The following is a 17,558-nucleotide window of genomic DNA, read 5'->3' on the forward strand; positions in this document are numbered from 1 at the left end:
CCACCTGGTGGTCGAGGAGCACCCGGCCCCCGCCCGACCGGCAACCGGCCCCGACGGGCCGCTGCTCTTCGTCATCTCTGCCCCGCACCGGGCCGCCCTGCACACGCAGGCGCGGCTGCTGCGGGCCCACCTGGACGCCGGCCACGCCGGGGGACCCGCCGGGGAGCCGCCCACCGCGACGCTCGTCGGGCTCGCCGCCGACCTGCTCGGCGTGCGCACCGACCAGGTCGACCCGGACGCCTGGCTGGGCGATCTCGGGCTGGACCCGTCCAGCCTGCTGGAGCTGGCCCGGCGGATCGGGCAGGAACTGGCCTGCGACCTTCCACCGGCCGCCCTCGCCCCGGACGGCTCGCTTCGCGGGATCGCCGAACTGGTGGCCGCCGGCCGGCCCGCCCCCGGCGCCGGCCCCGATCCGGCCGACGTCGCGCACACCCTGCAGGTCGGCCGGACGGCGCGGCCCCACCGGCTGGCCGTGGTCGCGGACGACCGGGCCACCGCGCTCGACCGCCTGCGGGCGGGCCTGGACGCCTTCCTGGATGCCTTCCCGGACGGTGCGCCGCCCGAGGACGCCGGGCTCTTCACGGGCGGCCCGGACCGGCCGGGAAGCAGCCCGGCGGCAGCGCCGCCCTCGTCCGAGGCCTGCGCGCAGCTCCTGCGGCAGGGGCGCCTGAGGGAGCTGGCCGCCGCGTGGGTGGCGGGCGCCGAGGTGCCCTGGCACGAGGCGCACCGCGGCCCGGGCGGGGGGCCCGCGCCCCGGCGGATCCCGCTGCCCACGCACCCCCTCACCGAGGAGAGCTGCTGGCTGGGCCGCTGGCGCGGCGCGCCGCAGGAGCCGGCCGCCGCCGGGAAGGCCATGGCAGAGACGGAGCAGCCGACGGTGCAGGAGCGGACAGCACAGCAGTCGACGGCACAGCAGCGGACGGGGGATCAGCCGGTGGCGCCAATGGGCCTTCCCGGGGCCGGTGGGCCCGCGGTCGAGCTGCGGATCCTCGATCCCGGTATCGCCCTGGTGGTCATGCACGGCGACACCAACATGTTCACCGAGGAGACCGTGCGCGGCCTGGAGTCCGCCTTCGCCGAGCTGCGCGCGGACGACGGCGTCAAGGCCGTGGTGCTGACCGGCGGCGGCCCGGCGTTCAGCATGGGCGGCACACCCGAGGCTCTGGAGCGCCTGGCCGGCGGCCGGGGCAGCTTCACCGACGTGCCCTTCCTCTACGAGGGCCTGCTCTCCTGCGACCGCCCGGTGATCGCCGCGATGTCCGGGCACGCGGCCGGCGGCGGGCTGATGTTCGGCCTGCACGCCGACCTGGTGCTGATGGCACGCGAGGGGACGTACGCGGCCAGCTTCCTCAAGTACGGCTTCACCCCCGGCATGGGCGCCACCTATGTGCTGGAGCGCCGGTTCGGGCGGTCGCTGGCCACCGAGATGTTCTACACCGGCAGGCCGTTCAGCGGCGCCGAGCTGGAGCGGCGCGGGGCGCAGGTCACCTTCCTGCCACGGGACGAGGTCCTCCCCGCCGCGCTCGACCTGGCCCGGGCGGTCGCGGCCCAGCCCGCCCTGCCGGTGCGCGCCCTCAAACGCGAGCTGGCCGGCCGCACCCTCGCCGAACTCGGCACGGTGGTGGCCCGCGAGGCCGAACTGCACCGTGTCGTGCTCGGCGAGGACGCGGTGACCCGCGTGCACGAGCACAGCGCGAAGGTGCGCGGCTACGCCCACCCGGCGAGCGCGGCTCCGCCGGCTCCGGCTGCCCCGGCGGCCACCTCCCGGGCGCCTGCCGACGCCCCGGCACCGGTCCGGGCCCCGGCACCTGACCCGACGCCGGAGCCGACCCCGCTGCCGACCCCGCTGCCGGAGGCCGGGGGACCGGACCGCGCCGAGGTCGTCGCCGTGGTCATGGAGACGCTCTGCGGCCACCTGTACCTCGACCGGGACGAGATCGACGCCCGGCTGACCTTCAGCGAGATGGGCGTCGACTCGCTCGGGGCGGTCGAGATCGTCCGCGACGTCAACCAGCACTTCGGCCTCGACCTGGACTCGGTGGCGGTCTACGACCACCCGACGCTGGACCGGCTGGCCGACTTCGTCGGCGCCGAATCCGCCCGGGGCCGCGCCCTGCACGCCGCCGCCGTCCGCCCGGCTGCCCCGTCGGCCGCCGCGCAGGCCGCCGGGCAGGCCGTTCCCCCACAGACCCCGGCCGACCGGCCCGGTGACGGGCCATCGCAGGGCCGGTCGGCCGGCTCACCGCCCCCGCTGCAGCTCCGCCCCACGGGGGCCGCCGGGCCGCAGGACTCGCCCCAGGACGTGCCTCAGGGCATGCCCCAGGACGCGCCCGGGCCCCTGGCCGGTCCCGGGCAGGTGGTCCTCGCCCCGGTCCCCGGCAGGACCGCGTCCGCACCCGCATCGGCCGGCGCGTCCGCATCCGCACCCGCGGCCGGCCCCGCCGCCGTCCCGCCCGTCACCCTGCCCGCCGTCCCGCCCGTCACCCCCTCCGTCGCCCGGCCCGAGCCGGCGGGGCCGGTGGACATCGCCGTGATCGGCATGTCCGGCCGCTTCCCCGACGCCCCCGACCTCACCACCTTCTGGTCCAACCTGGTCGCCGGCCGCAGCAGCATCCGTGAGGTCCCCGCCGAACGCTGGGACGTCGCCGAGCACTTCGACCCCGACCAGCGGGCCGAGGGCCGCACCTACAGCAAGTGGGCCGCCCTGCTCGACGACGTCGACCGGTTCGACGCCTCCTTCTTCCACCTCTCCCCGATGGAAGCCGAGCTGATGGACCCCCAGCAGCGGCTCTTCCTCCAGGAGGCGTGGTCGGCCCTGGAGGACGCGGGCTACGCACTGCCCGGCACCGAACGGGCCCGCTGCGGGGTGTTCGTGGGCTCCGGCGCGGGCGACTACCTGCGCCTGCTGGAGGAGAACGGCCAGGACGGCACTGGTCAGGCGTTCCTCGGCAACGCGCCCTCCATCCTGGCCGCCCGGATCGCCTACCACCTCAACCTCGGCGGCCCGGCCGTCGCCATCGACACCGCCTGCTCCTCCTCCCTGGTGGCCGTGCACCAGGCCGTGGCGGCCATCCGCGCCGGCGACTGCGACACCGCCGTCGCGGGCGGCGTCGCGGTGATGCTGACCCCCCGGATGCACGTCTGGACCAGCCGCACCGGCATGCTGTCGCCCACCGGACGCTGCGCCCCCTTCGACGCCTCGGCCGACGGCATCGTCCTCGGTGAGGGTGTCGGCGCCGTGGTGCTCAAGCCGCTGGAGCGCGCGCTGGCCGACGGCGACACCGTGTACGCGGTGATCAAGGCCACCGGCACCAACAGCGACGGCCGGACCAACGGCATCACCGCGCCCAGCGCCGACTCCCAGGCCGCGCTCCTGGCGGACGTCCACCGGCGGGCCGGCCTCGCCCCGGACGAGGTCGGGTACGTGGAGGCGCACGGCACCGGCACGGTGCTGGGCGACCCGATCGAGGTGAAGGCCCTCACCCGGGTCTTCCGCGACCGGGCCGGGCAGGCCGGCGTCTGCTACCTGGGCTCGGTGAAGTCCAACATCGGGCACACCACCCTGGCGTCGGGCATCGCCGGATTCATCAAGGTGGTGCTCGGGCTCCGTGCGGGGGTGATCGCACCGTCGCTCAACTTCGAGCAGGCCAACCCCGTGATCGACTTCGACGGCGGGCCGTTCCGGGTCGCCACCGCCGCGGTGCCCTGGCTCCCGGGTCCGTCCGGGCGGCGGGCCGGCGCGGTGAGCAGCTTCGGCTTCAGCGGGACCAACGCGCACGTGGTGCTGGCCGAGGCGCCGCCGCAGGCCGCGCCCGCCGCCGGCCCGTCCGGGCAGGCCGTCGTCCTGCCGGTCTCCGCGCGCACGGCCGGCGCCCTGCACGACCGGGTCCGCGGGCTGGCCGGGTGGCTGACGGAGCAGCACGACCTGGAGGACACCGCCCGCACGCTCGCGCTCTCCCGCGCGCACTTCCCGGCCCGGGCCGCCTTCGTGGTCCGGAGCACGGCCGAACTGCGCGAACAGGCCGAGGAGTTCCTCGGCGGCGGCCGCCCGGCCACCGACGGCCACGGCGAGCGGCTGTGGCGGCTCGCCGAGGAGTACCTGGCGGGCCGCGAGGTGGACTGGGCCGCCGCGCACGCCCACCGGCCGCGCCGCAACGTGCCGTTGCCCGGCTACCCCTTCGCGCGGACCAGCCACTGGACCACCGCCCCGGCGTCGGTCACCGCCCCGGCGCCCGTCACAGTCCCGGCATCGGTCACCGCCCCGGCCTCCGTCACCTCCCCGGTCCGGCCCGGCGCGCAGGCCCCCGGACGCTCCCCGGGCGCGCCCGAACCGGCGGCCGCGCCCGCCGCCGGTGCCACCCCCGAGTACCCGCTGCTGGTCTGCCGGCCGAGCTGGTCCGAGGACGCCGGACCGGGCGAGCGGCCGCCGGCCGGCGGCGGCCGCCGGGTCGCCCTGGCCCACGCGGAGGGGGACGGCCCGCTCGCCGACGCGCTGGCCGCGCTGCACCCGGACGACGAGGTGGTCCGTATCCCGCTGGGCGGCGCCGCACCCGTCCCCGGCCCGTTCGACGCGCTCTACGTGCTCGCCGGCCGCGCGGGCGCCGTCCCGGAGCCGGCCGACACCGCGCCCTGCGGCGACCCGGTCACCCTGGCCGCCTTCTACCTGCTCAAGCAACTGCTCCGGGTGGGCCAGGCGGCCCGCCCGCTGACCGCGACCTTCGTCGTGCACGGCGTCCTGCCGGTCACCCCCGGGGACCGGGTGCAGCCGCACGGCGCCGGCCTGGTCGGGCTCTCCCGCACGGTGGCGGCCGAACACCCGCTCTGGCAGGTGAACTGCGTGGACGTCACCCCGGACGCCCTCGCCGCCGACCCCTCCCGCACCGCCCGGCGGATCGCCGCCGAGGACGGCATACACCCCGTGGTCGCCCTGCGCGGCGAGCACCGCTACCTGCGCCGCTTCGAGCCGCTCGCCGCGCCCCTCCCCACGGACGCCGCCACCGGGGACGCCGGTCCGCGTCTGCGCAAGGGCGGTGTCTACCTGGTGGCCGGCGGGACCGGCGGCCTGGGCGGCGCGGTGAGCCGGCACCTCGCCGCCGCGTACGGCGCCCGGCTGGTCTGGCTCGGCCGCCGGCCCGCCGACGACCCGCAGGTGACGGCCCGGGCGGCCGAGATCGCCCGGCTGGGCGGCGAGGTCCGTTACGTCCGCGGCGACGTCACCGACCCGGACGCCGTCCGGGCCGCGGTGGCCGAGGCCCGCGACTCCTTCGGCGCCCTGCACGGCGTCCTGCACGCTGCCGGTGAGCTGCGCGACGTCCCGCTCGCCCGGATGACGGAGGTGGAGTTCACCCGGGTGTTCGCCCCCAAGGCGGCCGGCGCCACCGTCCTGGTCGGGGCACTCGCCGGGGAGCAGCCCGACTTCTGCGTCTTCTTCTCCTCCGCGGCCTCCTTCGTGGCCTCGCCCGGACAGGCCAACTACGCGGCGGCCGCGACCTTCGAGGACGCCTGCGTCTGGTCGGCCCGCAGCCGCTGCGCCTTCCCGGTGTCGGTGGTGAACTGGGGCTTCTGGGGGAGCGTCGGCGCCGTGGCCACCGCGCACCACCAGCGCTCGTTCGCGGCCCTGGGCGTCGGCTCCATCGACCCGGCGGAGGGCGCCTCGGCGCTGGAGCGCGTGCTCTCCGGCGGGGCCGGGCAGGCGCTGGTCATCAAGGCCGACCCGGCCCGGCTGGCCGGGCACGGCATGCCGCTCACCGGTGCCCCGGCCCCGGCGGCCGTGGTCCCGGCCCCGGAGCCTGCCCCGATGGTCCCGGCGACGGCCGACGCGGACCTGGAGCGCCGGGCCCGCGATCACCTCAAGCGGGTCTTCGCCGGGGTCCTCAAGTGCGAGGAGGACGAACTCACCGACCGGGACACCCTGGAGACCTTCGGCATCGACTCGCTGATCGGCGCCGAGATCGTCGAACGGCTCGCCGCCGACCTTGGCGAGCTCCCGGCGACCCTGCTGTTCGAGCACGCGACGATCGAGCGGCTCGCCGCCCACCTCCTCGCCGTCCGGCCGGAGCCGCTGACCGCCGTCCTCACCCGCACGGGGGCGGGCCCCGAGCCGCTCGCCACGGCTGCCCCCGCCGACACGCAGCAGGCACCGGAGCCGGCCGACGCGGTGACGGGAACGGAGGCGGTGCGCCCGGCGGCCGCACAGGACGCGGGCGAAGACCAGGCCCGTGAGGAGCAGGCCCGTGAGGAGCGGGCCCGCGACGGCAGCCTCGACATCGCGGTCGTCGGTGTCACCGGCCGCTACCCGGGCGCCCCGGATCTCGACACCTTCGCCCGCAACCTCGCCGCCGGTGCCGCCCACATCACCGAGGTGCCGGCCGACCGCTGGGACTGGCGGGAGCACTTCGACCCCCAACGCGGCCGGCCGAACCGCAGCTACGGCCGGTGGGCCGGATTCCTGGACGGCGTCGACGAGTTCGACCCGCAGCTGTTCGGCATCCTGCCGCGCGAGGCGGCCGCGATCGACCCGCAGGAGCGGCTGTTCCTGGAGACCTGCTGGAACCTCCTGGAGGAGACCGGCTATCTCGGCGCGCACACCCGGGTCCCGGAGACCGGCGTCTTCGTCGGCCTGATGTACGGCTCGTACGGCCAGGTCGCGGCGGCCTCCGGCTGGCCCCGGGGCGAGTTCGGGGCCGCGCACTCGGCGTACTGGTCGGTGGCCAACCGGGCCAGCTACCACTTCGACCTGACCGGGCCCAGCTTCGCGGTCGACTCGGCCTGCTCGTCCTCGCTGACCGCCGTTCACCTGGCCTGCGAGAGCCTGCGCCGGGGCGAGTGCCGGATGGCCGTCGCCGGCGGCGTCAACCTGATCCTGCACCCGGCCCACCTGGTCGCGCTGTCGGCCCGCGGCATGCTGGCCGGCGGCGACGCCTGCCGGACGTTCGACGCCGCCGCGGACGGCTACGTCCCCGGCGAGGGGGTGGGCGCCGTCCTGCTCAAGCCGCTGGCGGACGCGGTGGCCGACGGTGACCGGATCTGGGCCGTCATCAAGGGCAGCCGCGCCAACGCGGGCGGCAAGACCAGCGGTTACACCGTCCCGAACCCCAACGCGCAGGCCGATCTGGTGGCCGGGACGCTCGCCGCGGCCGGGGTCGACCCGCACACCGTCGGCTATCTGGAGGCCCACGGCACCGGCACCGCGCTGGGGGACCCGATCGAGGTGGCCGCGCTCGCCCGGGCCTTCGGCGCCGCGCCCGACGGGCAGGCGGGTACCGGCTGGGACGGTCCGCCGGTCGCGATCGGCTCGGTCAAGGCCAACATCGGCCATCTGGAGGGCGCGGCCGGGATCGCCGGGCTGACGAAGGTGCTGCTGCAACTCCGGGACGGCGTGCTCTACCCGAGCGCCAACCTGGAGCGGATCAACCCGAGGATCGACTTCGACACCTCGCCGTTCCGGCCGCTGACCGAAGCCGCCCCGTGGCCCCGGCCCGCGGCGGACCAGGACGGGCGGGCGGGTGCCCAGCCGCGCCGGGCGGGCGTGAGCTCGTTCGGCGCCGGCGGGGCCAACGTCCACCTGGTGCTGGAGGAGTACCTGGGCGCGGACGCGCCGGTGAGCGCCCCCGAGCCCGCCGGGCAGGAGGAGGTCTTCGTCCTGTCCGCCCGGACGCGGGAGCGGCTGGCCGTGCTCGCCGGCCGGGTCGCGGACCATGTGGCGGCCGTGACCGGGGCCGGGACGTGGACGGGGGCCGGCGACGACGCGCCGACCCTGCGCTCGCTCGCCTGGAGCAGCCAGACCGGACGCCGGGAGCTGACGGAGCGGCTGGTCGTGCTGGCCGACAGCCTGCCCGCCCTGGCCGAGGGCCTGCGCGCCTTCGCCGAGGGGCGCCCGGCCCCCGGCGTCCGGACGGGCACCGCCGCCCGCACCGCCGCACCGCTCCGGGACGGCGCGGACCGCGCGGCGGCCGTGGCGGCCTGGCTGGCCGGGGCCGAGGTGGACTGGCGCACGCTCTGGTCCGGCCCCCGGCCGCGCCGCACCGCCTTCCCGACGTACCCCTTCGACCGCGCCCGCTACTGGCTGGCCGAGCCGTCCGCCGCAGGGGCCGCAGGGGCCGCCGTGGCCACCGGGGAGGTCGGGGAGGTCGGGGAAGACCCCGCGACGGACGCCACGCCGCAGCCGGGCCTCGGCGAGGAAGCACCGCAGGCCCCCGACGCGCAGAGCGACCCCGAGCAGCCGGGCGAGGAGGCCCTGCTGCACTTCGCCCGCCCGGTCTGGGAGCCGGTGCCCGCGCCGGAACCGGTGGTCGGTGCCCCGGCGCCGCGCGTGGTGCTGGTCGCCGCCGAGGAACCCGGGCCGGCCGAGGCGCTGGCCGGGCGGTTCGCCGCCGACGGGGTGCAGGTCGTCGCACTCGCCCCTGCCCCGGACTACGCCCGCACCGACGACACGGGCGGCTACCGTCTGGCGCTCACCGACCGGGAGCAGTGCCGGCGGCTCGTGGCGGATCTCGCCGAGCGCGGCCTGGAGCCGGACGGCCTGGTGTTCTGCGCCCCCGAGGGCGCGGCCGGCCAAGGCGGTGACGACCTGTCGACCGGTCTCGACCGAGGCTTCCACGCCCTGGTCGCGCTCAGCACGGCCCTGCTCGCCCGGACGGGGGCCCCGCGCGACCTCTGGGTGGTCTACGGGTTCACCGCCCCCACCCCGTCGTCCCGGCCGCAGGACGCGGCCGTCGGCGCCGCGCTGCGCAGCCTGGCGCTGGAGCACAGCCGGCTGGGCGCCGCCCGGGTGGCCTTCGAGGGGGCCGACGCGGTGGCACCGCCCGAGCAGCGGGCCGCCCGGCTGGTGGCGGAGCTGGCCGGGTGCCGGCCCGGCGCCGTCGCCGAGGTCCGCTACCAGGGCGGCGAGCGGCAGTTGAGAGGCCTGCTCGACCACATGCCCGCGCCCGCAGCCGAGTTGCGGCCGCGCCCGGACGGCGTCTACCTGGTCACCGGCGGCGCCGGGCCGCTCGGCCTGCACACCGCCCGGCTGCTGACCTCCCGCGCGCGGGTGACCGTCCTGCTGGTGGGCCGCTCCGCGCTGGACCCCCGGCGCCAGGCCCGGGTGGACGAGCTCGACCGGGGCACCGGTACCGTCCGCTACCTGCGCGCCGATGTCGCGGACGGGGACGGGATGCGCCGGCTGGTCGCCGAGGCGGTCACGCAGTACGGCCCGCTACGCGGTGTCGTGCACGCGGCCGGGGTCACCCGTGACGCCCGCGCGGTGACCAAGAACCGGGCGGACCTCGATGCCGTGCTCGCCCCGAAGACGGCCGGTGTGCTGGCACTCGACGAGGCGACGCTCGGCCAGCCGCTCGACTTCTTCGCCCTCTACTCCTCCGTTGTGGCCTACAGCGGCAACCCGGGCCAGCTCGACTACGCCTATGCCAACGCCTTTCTCGACGAGTTCGCCGAGCAGCGGGCCCAGCGGCACGCGGCCGGCCTGCGCGCCGGGCACACCGTCTCGATCGCGTGGCCGCTCTGGGAGGACGGCGGCATGAGCGTGGACGCCGCCACCCGGGAGCTGCTCGCCCGCCGCTGGGACATGGCGCCGATGAGCACCGCCAACGGGCTGCGGGCGCTGGAGTCGGCCCTGGGCGGCCGGGAGACCCGGGTCACGGTCGTCCAGCGGCCGGCCCCCCTGCCCGTCCCCGAGGAGGCACGTGCCCCCGAGGAGGCACGTGCACCCGAGGAGGCACGCGCCCCCGGGCAGGCACCGGCGACTGGGCAGGCACCGGCGGCCGGGCAGGCGCCGGCGCACGAGGAGGTGCCGACGGCCGAGGTGGAGCGCGAACTGCGGGCGATGGCCGCCGGGTTCCTCCTGGTCGAGCCCGAGGACGTCAACGTGGACGACCAGCTGCTGGAGCTCGGGTTCGACTCCCTCACGCTGACCGAACTGATCAACCAGGTGAACGAGCTCTACGGCCTCGACCTGCTGCCGACCGTCCTCTTCGAGTGCCCCGACCTGGCCTCGTTCGCGGTCCACCTGGTCCGCCACCACGCCGGTGAGGTCGCGGCGCGCCACCGGCCGCAGCCCCTCCCCGCCCCGGTAGAGCCGCAGCCCGCTCCGGAACGACGGGAGACGCCGCAGCCGGTCGCCGTCACCGCCGAGCCCGCCGTCACCGCTGAGCCCGCCGTCACCGCCGAGCCCGCCGCCGCAGCGCAGCCCGCCGCCTCGGTGGCCGCGGCGGCGCCTGCTCCCGAGCCCACACCCGCCCCCGCACCACGGCCCTCCGGCGCCCGGCCGCTCCCGGTGGCGGTGGTCGGCATGGCGGCGGTGCTGCCAGGCTCCGCCGGCACGGCGCAGTTCTGGGACCACCTGATGGCCGGCCGGGACCTCGTGACCGACGTGCCGCCGGACCGCGCCGAGCTCGGCCGGGCGGCGGGGCCGGCCCCCTTCCGGGCCGGGTTCCTCGCCGACGTGGGCCGGTTCGACACCCGCTTCTTCGGCATCGCCCCGCGCGAGGCTGCCCTGATGGACCCGCAGCAGCGGCTGTTCCTGGAGACCGCCTGGCGGGCCGTCTGGGACGCCGGCTACCGCCCGTCCGACCTCGCGGGCACCGCGACAGGCCTGTTCGCGGGCGTCTCGACCTCCGATTACGCCGACCTGCTCGGCAAAGCCGCCGTCACGGTGGAGGCGCACAGCGCCACCGGTGTCGCGCACGCCGTCCTCGCCAACCGGGTCTCCTACCTGATGGACCTGCACGGGCCGAGCGAGTCGGTGGACACCGCCTGCTCCAGTTCGCTGGTGGCGATCCACCGGGCGGTCGGGGCGCTGGCGGCGGGGGAGTGCGAGCAGGCCCTGGTCGGCGGGGTCAACGTGCTGCTCAGTCCGGCGCTGTTCAGCGCCTTCCGGCAGTCCGGGATGCTCAGCGCCGACGGCCGCTGCAAGACCTTCGACGCCGGGGCCGACGGCTACGTGCGGGGCGAGGGCTGCGGGGTCGTCCTGCTCAAGCCGCTGGAGCGGGCGCTCGCCGACGGTGACCACGTCTACGGCGTGGTCACCGGGTCGGCGGTCGGCCACGGCGGCCGCGCCGGCTCGCTGACCGCGCCCAATCCGGAGGCCCAGGCCCGGGTCCTGGTGCAGGCACACCGCGCGGCCGGTACCGATCCCGACCTGCTGGGGTACCTGGAGGCGCACGGCACCGGGACCAGCCTCGGCGACCCGGTGGAGATCGAGGGCATCAAGCAGGCCCTCGCGACGCTCTACGCCGACCGGGGCCGGGAGCTGCCCGACCGTCCGCACATCGCGGTCGGATCGGTGAAAACCAACATCGGCCACCTGGAGGCGGCGGCGGGCATCGCGGGGGTGATCAAGGTGCTGCTCGGCCTGGAGCACCGCGAACTCCCGCCCCACCTGCACCTGGAGCGGCTCAACCCGCACATCCGGCTGGCCGGGACACCGCTGCGGATCGTCGACGGTCCGCTCCGGTGGGAGGGTACGGCCGGCGCCGACGGCGTGCCCGTGCGGTGCGCGGGGGTGAGCTCGTTCGGCTTCGGCGGCACCAACGCCCACGTGGTGCTGGAGTCGCCCCGGCCCCGGCCGGTCCCCGCCGCCGACGACGGCAGCCCGCGCCTGGTGGTGCTGTCCGCACCCACCGCCGCGCAACTCCAGGAGTACGCGGGCCTGTTGGCCGACCACCTGGAGCTTCGCGAGCCCGCGCTCGCGGCAGTTGCCCGCACCCTGCAGACCGGGCGCGAGGAGTGGCCCGAGCGTCTCGCCCTGGTGGTGCGCGACCGGGCCGAGCTGGTGCACGGGCTGCGTGCGGCGGCCGGGGGCACCTGCCCGTCCGGTGCCCACCGTGGCACCGCCCGCCGGGCCGCCCGGGCGGTCCGCGACCACGAGAGCGTTGCCGGCCCCGCGGACCTCGGTCACGTGGACCGCAGCCATGCGGACCGTGACCCTGCGGACCGCGACCACGTGGATCGTGACCACGTGGATCGTGACCACGTGGACCTCGACAGCCACGCGGACCTCGACAGCCACGCGGACCTCGACGGGCAGGCCCGTGCCTGGGTGGAGGGCGCCGCGGTCGACTGGGCCCGCCTCTGGGCCGGGCCGCTGCCGCGCCGCACCCCGCTGCCCGCTGTTCCCTTCGCCGGGACCCGTCACTGGTTCGCCGCCGGCGCACCGCAACCGAGTCTGGAGGCCACCATCGAAGCGTCACCGTCCTCGTCCGCGGCGCCGTCGCCCGTGCGGGCCCCGGCCGACCGCCGCACGCCGGTACCCGCTGCGCCCGCCCGGGGGAGGGTGAAGCTGCCCCCGCTCGCCGCGCCCACCGGCCCGGAGCCCGAGCCCCGCGCAGCCGAGCCCGCCCCTGCCCCGGCCCCCGCGCCCTTGCCCGCCCCCAGCCCCGTACCTTCCATGGCCCCCGTGGCCCCCGTGGCTCCCGCCGCGCCCGGCGTCGGGCTCCCGGAGATCCGGCGGACCGTCACCTCGCTGCTCTCCGACATCCTCGGCATCCCCGAGGAGGAGCTCCCCGCCGACCAGCCCTTCGGCGAGCTGGGGCTGGACTCGGTCTTCCGGATGGACCTGGCCCGGATGCTCAACGAGACCTACAGCCTGGACCTCAAGGCGGCCGAGCTCTACGAGCAGGACTCCGTCGAGCTGTTGAGCGCCGGCGTCGCCGCCGCGATCGCCTCGCTCCCCGCCGCCCCCGCCGCCCCTGTCACCCGCGCCGCCCCTGCCGCCCCCACGGCCCCCGTCACCCGTGCCACCCCCGTCGTCCTGGAACAACACCACACCGGAGAAGGTGATCTGACGGACACTCAACTCGCCGGCTTCATCGAGGCGACGGTCGACCGAGCCGTCGACCCAGGGGCGGGCTTCGCCGACCAGGGCTTCACCTCCTTCGACATGCTGAGGGTCGTCGCCGCGCTGGAGCGGCGGTTCGGTCCGCAGCGCAAGTCCCTGCTGTTCGACCACCCCACGGTGGGCGCGCTGGCCGGCCACCTGTCCGCGGCGCACGGCGCCGCGGCGGCCGCCCTGCTGGCCGCGCCGGCCCCCGCCCCCGCCGGCGGCCCGGCGCCGGACCTCGCGGCCGAGCCCGCGGTCGGCGGCCCGGTGGTGGTGCGCAAGCGTGAGCTGGCGGACCGTCCGGAGATCGCCGCGGTGATCGCGGAGCTGGACCGCCGGCACGCCAAGGAGGGCGGCCTGCCGGGCCGGGACATCGCGCCGCTGGTCTTCCTCGGCTCGGCCCGCAGCGCCTACTTCAACTTCTCCCAGCGGGACGGCTCGCTGCTGGCGTGGAGCTACGTCGGCTCGGAGCAGGACCTCGCGGAGCTGACCCGCGAGTACACCGAGCACGCGGAGGGCCACGGGCTGAAGCCCAACCTGCTCTCCATGGTGCGGCTGACGGAGGTGGGCGGGCGCGCGTACTCGGCCACGCCCTTCGGTGTGGTCCAGCGGATGGAGTCCATCCAGGAGTTCAGCCTCTCGGGCGCCCGGATGCAGCGCCTGCGCTACATGGTGCAGCGCTTCGCGCGGATGCCCGGGGCGGGCGTGCGCGAGTACCGGGTCGGGTCCGACCCGGCCACCGACACCGCGATCGCCGGGCTGATCGACGGCTGGTGCGCCACCAAGGACATGGTCAATCCGTATGTGGCCACCGTGCGGGACGAGATCAGCCGCGGGGTGCTCGCCGAACGGCACCGGATGTTCCTCACACACTCCGGGGGACAGCTGTGCAGCGCGGTCATCGTCACCCGGATCCCGTCCGAGAACGGCTACCTGCTGGACCTGGAGTTCTACTCCGAGCAGACGCCGAAGGGCGGCCTGGAGTACACGATCGTGCGGATCGTGGAGCTGCTCGCCGAGGAGGGTTGCACGATGTTCAGCTTCGGGGCGAGCCTCGGCGTGCGGCTCTGCTCCTCGCCGAACGCCGAGCCGGCGGCCGAGCAGGCGCTGGCCGAGCTGCGCGCCGCCGAGGTGTTCACGGGGGACGGGAACTTCCGCTTCAAGAACAAGTTCCGGCCGGTCAACCTGCCCGTCTACCTGTGCCGGCCGGCCGACGGGGAGCCGACCGACGTCGGCGAGCTCATCCTGATGATCGCCAACCCCGAGGTCGCGGCGGGCCGGCCCCCGGCCGCCCGGGCAGCGACCGCCCGTCCGGCCCCCGCACCTACTCACGTCCCCGCACCGACCCACGTCCCGGTGCCCGTCCCGGCCCCGCTCCCGACCCGGGCGCCCGCCCGCCCGACGGCCCCGCCGCCCGCCCCGCACCCCGCCGTCGTCGCCGAGGCCGCCGTCACCGAGGCCTTCGTCACCGAGGCCGCCGCCGAACGGGCGCGGCGCCTGGCCGCCCACGGCCACAACCCGCTGCTGCTGGACTCCGGCGAGGCCGACATCGACCTCGTCACCGACTCCTGGACGGAACTCGACACCGCCTACGTGGCCGAGGGCATGGCCGCGTTGCGCGCGCAGACGGCCGCCCGGCCAGGCCCGGCCGAGGACCTCGCGGCCCTGCTGCCCTTCCGGTACGTCGTGCCGACCCTGCGGGGCCGCTCCGCCGAGGCCCTGCTCTGCCGGGCCTGGCCCGGCCGGCGCGGGCTGGTGGTGCAGAACGCGCTCTTCCCGACCTGGGCGCTGAGCCAGATCGACCACGGCTTCGCCCCGCTGGTCGTCCCGGCCGCCGCCTCGAACGGGGCGCAGCCGCTCTGGGGGGACGTGGACGTCGACGCGCTGGAGCGGGCGCTCGCCGCCAACCCGGGCACGGTCTCCTTCGTCTGCGTGGAGACCAGCACCAACGCGCTCGGCGGGCTCCCGCTGTCGCTGGCCAACCTGCGCCGGGTCCGGGCCGCCGCGGACGCCCACGGGGTGCCGCTCGTCCTGGACGCGACGCGCGTGCTGGAGAACGCGGCCTTCGTCGCCGAGCACGAGGACGGCGAGCGGGGCCGCAAGGTGTGGGAGGTCGCGGAGGAGATCCTCGCCCTGGCCACCGCCGTCACCCTCGGCCTGTCCAAGGACTTCGGCATCGACCACGGCGGGATCGTCGCCACCGACGACAGCCGGCTCGCCGAGCTGCTCCACGAGGACGTCATGCGGCGCGGCCGCGAGCCGGGCGTCGCCCAGCGCCGGCTGATGGCCGCGGCCCTGGCCGACCGCGAGCGCTCGGCCGCCGCCGTGGCCGAACGGATGGCCGCCGTCCGCGAGTTGCGGCGGATCCTCGCCGACGCCGGCCTGCCGGTGGTGGCGGCCGGCGCCCACTGCGTGCTGATCGACGCGGCCCGGCTGCCCGGGGCCGACCGCTCACCCAACCCGGCGGCCGACTGGCTGGCCTGGAGCTACCGCCACACCGGTGTCCGGGCCGCCCCGCACCTGGCCACCGACCCGGACGCGGGCGCAGCGCTGGTCCGGCTGGCCGTGCCGCTCGGCCTCGGGACCGAGCGGGCGGCGGAGGCCGGCCGCCGGCTGGCGGCACTGCACCGCGACGGGGGCCCGGCCCCGCTGCTCGTCCCGGCCGACGGGCCCGGCGCCGCCGCGCACCCGGCGACCGCCGCCTACCACCCGGCCGCCGCCCTCCCGGCCGACGTCCGCGCCGCGCTGGACGAGGGCCACCGGCCGCTGAGCGACAACCACGCCGTCCTGCGCGAGCACCAGCCGGACGTGCAGCGTCACCTGGTCGCCCTGAGCGAGGGCGACGTCGAGGTGTTCACCGCCGGCGGGGGCAGCCCGCTGGTCCTGCTGCACCCCTTCAACATCGGCGCCGGCTTCTTCGGCCCGCAGTTCGCCGCCCTGGCCGACCGCCACCAGGTCATCTCCGTGCACCACTCGGGCGTCGGTGCGACGACGGCCGCCGCCGACCTGTCGGTGGAGGGCCTGGCCGAACTGCTGCGCCGCACGCTCGACACCCTGGACGTCCGGGGCCCGGTCCACCTGGCCGGCGCCTCCTTCGGCGCGCTGCCCGCGATGTCCCTCGCGCTGCGCCACCCGCACGACGTCGCCTCGCTGACCCTGATCGGCGGGTCCTACCGGATCGGCAACCGGCAGGGCGAGATGAACCGCCTGGCCCTCGTCGCCCGGGAGGACTTCGACCACCTGCTGGCCCAGCCCGGCACCGCGCCGATCGCCGGCCACCGCCAGGGCCACGAGGAGCTGCTGTTGCGCTGCGAGAGCCTCGACGCCCGGATCGGGCTGCGCTACCTCGACGAGTTCGACCTCGCGACGAACCTGCTGCCCGGGCTCCCCGGCCTCACGGCGCCCGCGCTGATCGTGCACGGCCGCCACGACACGGTCGTCCCGCTGAAGACCGGTCACCTGCTGCACGGCACCCTGCCCGACGTCCGCTTCCACGAGTTCGAGGACGCCGGACACTTCCCCAGCCTCACCGCCGCGGAGCGCTTCAACCAGGTCCTCGCCGACTTCCTGGCCGGCATCGACGCGGCCGGCCGACCGGAGACCACCCGATGAACCCGACCCCCGCCCACTCCCCGGCCCCCAGCGCCGCCCACGCCCCCTTCCAGGTGCTGGACCCCGGCACCGTCCGCCGCCGGATCACCGTCTCGCCCGCCATGTGCGGCCACAACTCGCTCTTCCTCGGCCAGGTCGGGGACTGGACCTGGGAGACCGTCGGCGCGCTCTGCGACACCGACGTCCTCGCGGCCAAGGGCGCCGGGGGAGACCCGGCCTACCTCGCGTTCTTCTACTACCGGGTGCGCGGCAGCCGGGACTTCCACCTGCGCAGCCCCACCTTCGGCGACGAACTCGACGTGCTCTCCCGCTCGTTCGACTTCGGCAGCGAGTCGGTGCTGACCGTCCACCGGATCTCCTCGACCACCGCCGCCGGCGACCCGCCCGAGCCCTGGGACCCGGCCGCCTTCCACCGCGGCCCGGCGCCCGGCTGCCTGCACGTGGAGAACTTCAACCGCTGGGTCAGCCGCCGGCACGCCGACAGCAACCGGGGCCTGGTGCCGGCCTCGCCGCCGGACTTCCACCACACCCGGCTGCCCGCCCTGCCCGAGGAGTACTCGCCCCGCCCGCTCTACGGCCGCGCCCGGCGCGTGCTGACCTTCCAGGAGGACACGGCGGGGGAGTACCGCACCGTCGCCCAGGGCTTCACCACCCGGTACGGCATCGACATCACCCGGGACCTCAACGGCGTCGGACTCGTCTACTTCGCGTCCTACTTCTCCTTCGTCGACCAGGCGGTGCTGCGCCAGTGGCGCGCGCTGGGCCGCAGCGACCGGTCGTTCCTGCGGCGCCGGACGGTCGACCAGCAGCTCTGCTACGTCGGCAACGCCGAACCGGACAGCGAGTTCGAGATCGCCGTCACCGTCCGGGCCGCAGTGGCCGACCCGCGCGAGGAGCTCGTCGACGTCGTGGTCCGCGACGCGCACAGCGCGGACCTGATCGCCGTCAGCACCCAGCGGGTGCTGCGGGACCTTGAGGAGACAGAATGAACAGCGAGCAGGACGGCGCGCGGCGCGCCGCGCACGAGGCGGGCCGGGCCCGGGGCCAGCCAAAACCGCCCCAAGAGATCCCCCGCCCCCCGCCCCTCCCTGAATCCCCGGAGATCGCCCGCCGCCAACAAACCAAAGCA

At 76.6% G+C, this 17,558-nt stretch carries 2 protein-coding genes (1 of these 2 only partly in view); both read left to right on the top strand.

Annotated elements, in window-relative coordinates; translation table 11 throughout:
• Nucleotides 1-16,429 carry the 3' portion of an SDR family NAD(P)-dependent oxidoreductase gene (locus ACZ6NC_RS00415; RefSeq protein ID WP_465727363.1) on the top strand. It extends 4,172 nt beyond the left edge of the window, so only the last 16,429 of its 20,601 coding nucleotides appear in the window; its start codon lies off the left edge, out of view; it ends in the stop codon at nucleotides 16,427-16,429.
• Nucleotides 16,426-17,418, top strand: coding sequence for an LnmK family bifunctional acyltransferase/decarboxylase (locus ACZ6NC_RS00420; RefSeq protein WP_465727365.1), 993 nt, complete (start codon nucleotides 16,426-16,428; stop codon nucleotides 17,416-17,418). The genes ACZ6NC_RS00415 and ACZ6NC_RS00420 overlap by 4 nt, the downstream gene beginning before the upstream one ends.
• Nucleotides 17,419-17,558: the final 140 nt, after the last annotated feature.

It is taken from the genome of Kitasatospora sp. NPDC041988, assembly GCF_055588525.1.

Bases quoted from the DNA above. Each gene is read 5' to 3' on its own strand.
- ACZ6NC_RS00420 (WP_465727365.1), top strand. From the start codon at position 16,426: ATGAACCCGACCCCCGCCCACTCCCCGGCCCCCAGCGCCGCCCACGCC.